Here is a 2,942-nt window from a genome sequence, read left to right as displayed (position 1 = left end):
TTGAACGATTAGTTAGGTGTTACTTGCGTTTTTGCTGAAAAAGCCAATCGCGCCACCAAATTCCAGGATAAATATCACTTGGAGGTTGGTGGGCAAGTCCGTCATATTCCCTGAAATGAACGTGTTGACCACCAGCTTGCTTAATTGCAGCATAGAAACGCCGGTCGGCTGTAATCGGATTTTCATTGTCTGAATTTCCGTGCAGGATAAGGACTGGAAGATTTCTAAAGACAGCTGCATAGGAGTTGTCTGGAGAGATACCAGATATTGGGACGATAGCTGCAAATAAGGAGGGATCAAGAGTTGGGGATAACCATGCTGCCGATCCGCCCATTGAGAATCCGACTGCATAAATGCGTGAGGTGTCAATCTGATTTTTTGATGAAAAATCCTTGACTAGCTCGATTCCAGCGTTGAGTGCTGTCGATGGTTCAGATTTCTGATCTGGGGATGCGGGGCCGTAATTTGCGCTTCTTATGGGGAACTGAGGTATCAAGACGTATGCCTGATAGTGTTCGCGAATGTCCGGCATGGCCCAGCTTTTCGCGAGGCGTTCAAGTTGCCTGAGGTTATCGGTACCAATCCCTCCTGACCCATGAAATTGGACAATAAGGGGGTATTTCACGCCCTTTTTAAGGTGGGATGGAGATAAGAGGCGATAAGGTAGAACTGTTCCATTAGAGGTAGTGAAATTCCCAAGATCGAATTGGCCAGCATCTACCGACGAAAAGACATCTTTCGCGAGAGGTTGGACTCCCACAATTAGTTCGCTTTTTGGCGCGATGTGAGAGCATCCAGAAAGAAAAATACATGCACAGGCAATGATCTTGAAAATGCGATGCACTTGCGGCCTCGAAATTGGTTGGTGTAACACCTAACACCTGAGTTAANNGCTTGAACGAATAGTTAGGCCTCATGAGCGATAAGCTGCGCGTCCGTCGCTCTTCCAAGTAGGCCTTGACGGAGTTCAGGTACCCTGGAGTCTGCGAGAGATGGGTTTTCTCGGTACTTGTTAAGGGCAGTTTCTATTGATCCAGAAACAGAGGCTGCAATCTTCTCCAAGTAATCGTTGGCTGTATTGTCTAGTCGCTTAATTTGCGGATAAAACGAGCTGTACTGCCCGGCAATGATGACGCGAGGCATTACGTCTTTGATCCAATACAAATGCCCAAAATTGAGGTCGAGGTAAAGGTCTCTGTAATCCCACGACGTACCGAACCACGCATCGCCTTTCCGGAAGAGGGCTTCATAGCTTATGCAGTCAATTAGTTGAATTTCACGAAATCCAGATTCGATGAGCTTTTTGCATAGAGCACGGTCGATGATCTGGCGATAGTGCGATGGTGTGGGTTTCATGAAGCCTAACACCTGAGTTAAGCCGCAGCGCTTTGCGGTGGCGGATTGGTGCAACATACCTCGGCACCGAACCGACGCCGCGAAGCGGTGTCGGCTTGAACGAATAGTTAGACTACAACTATGGGGAGTACACGCGGTGTTGCTCAGTATCTTCCGACAATATTGTGGTTGCAATTTCTGTTTTTATTATGCTGGGTATAAATCGGATTGTGATTAGCTCGCGATCGTGTATTTTTTGATTCCCGGAGATGCCTATGAAGTCGTCGTCACCGACAGACTTTGTGCTGACAACGAAATTTATAGAGGTCATGTAAACAGAATTTTTTTGTGGTAATTGGCCGGACAATTTTTTCAAATAGACCAGAATTGGTTTTCGTATATCTATTGCTACTGATCCTGACGGCAAAACTGCAGAGTTAAAATCAAGTTTCCAATCAAAAGAAGGAAGCGAACGAATAGCGAAGCCTGGGTTGGACAGTTGGTACGTCAGAGGTTCGACGCCAATGATTTGTGCAGATACGGCAGAAATTGGTCGGTGCCCCCTGTTATAAAGATGAATAACGTACCGTAATTCGTCCTTAAGGCTCGATTGGTCGGTAAAGTCGTATTGAAAATCACTGCGGTCAAGCGTTGAGAATTCAAGAATTCCAGGTTCTATTTTTGTTCCTAAGGCGATATCGTTTGCAGTTTTTGATATTTCGAGAGCTTGAGTTGCGATCTTGTCGCTCTTTTTCATTGATTGATACGATACAAATAGACCTCCGGCCGCGACAAGTAGACCAAGGGCCGCGATAAAGTCACTGAAATAATTCTTTGACTGCGTATTTGCACCGTGCATTCTGTGGATTGATATGCGACTTTTGAATTGTGTCGAATGCTTTTTTAAGATGGCCATGAAATTATTTTCGCGGTCTAACACCTGAGTTAAGCCGCGCCGAGCAGTGGCGCGGGTTCTGGGCTAGCGTAGCGCAAAGCCCAGATCCAAGCCACGAAGCGGCGTCGGCTTGAACGATTAGTTAGATGCCAATCTTTGCATTGCCGTGTTTTTCGGCAAGTGCCCTGATGGCAAGTACTTGGTCTTTAGTAAATGCATCGATTGGTGCGAAATATGCACAACGAGTGCTGAAATAAGAAAGTAAAAGTCCATTGGAGCGGACCACTTTTATAATTTCAGGCCAGCCATGGCTGATCCTGACGGTCTTTCTGGTGCTCTTGATCCCGTTGGCATCAAAAATCAGAGAAACAATGTCTCCCTTGAATTTTCGGTGCGCGGAAAGTGTCGTAATGCATGAGACTATGGGGGTGAAAAACAACGCTGAAAATATTACCAACCAATCGAATGCAGATATCTTGGATTTGGTTATAAGGTTCATGGCCAGAATAAGAATGCCAGCCGTGGGGAAAAGGGCGGTTGCGACTTTACCCATAAATCCTTGAGTGGACAGGATTAACCCCGCTTTGTAGCGTTGCCAAAATGTTGGAATGAACTGTACGGAAACCATGCTGTCGGACATTGGCATCTAACACCTGAGTTAAGCCGCGCCGAGAGTGGTGCGGTTTTGGGCTAGCGTAGCGCAGAGCCCAAA

4 protein-coding genes are annotated in these 2,942 nt (G+C 46.4%); all 4 read right to left on the bottom strand.

Annotation, left to right across the window (positions count from 1 at the left end; genetic code table 11):
* Positions 1-19: 19 nt before the first annotated feature.
* A complete protein-coding gene (locus tag ABE093_RS13550) occupies positions 20-625 on the bottom strand; it encodes a dienelactone hydrolase family protein (protein ID WP_430761441.1) in 606 nt (201 codons plus the stop codon).
* 281 nt (positions 626-906) lie between these two features.
* On the bottom strand, positions 907-1,413 hold the full coding sequence (locus ABE093_RS13545; protein ID WP_430761440.1) for a hypothetical protein: 507 nt from the start codon (positions 1,411-1,413) through the stop codon (positions 907-909).
* A 61-nt stretch (positions 1,414-1,474) separates the two neighbouring features.
* Positions 1,475-2,092 (bottom strand): hypothetical protein, encoded by a 618-nt coding sequence (locus ABE093_RS13540; RefSeq protein ID WP_430761439.1) that lies wholly within the window; start codon positions 2,090-2,092, stop codon positions 1,475-1,477.
* A 280-nt stretch (positions 2,093-2,372) separates the two neighbouring features.
* The gene (locus ABE093_RS13535) at positions 2,373-2,870 is read right to left on the bottom strand and encodes a YcxB family protein (RefSeq protein WP_430761438.1); all 498 of its coding nucleotides are present in this window, start codon (positions 2,868-2,870) and stop codon (positions 2,373-2,375) included.
* Positions 2,871-2,942 lie beyond the last annotated feature (72 nt).

It is taken from the genome of Solilutibacter silvestris, from assembly GCF_050574925.1.
Taxonomy (GTDB): domain Bacteria; phylum Pseudomonadota; class Gammaproteobacteria; order Xanthomonadales; family Xanthomonadaceae; genus Solilutibacter; species Solilutibacter silvestris_A.
This window is presented reverse-complemented; position numbering and strand designations above follow the sequence as displayed.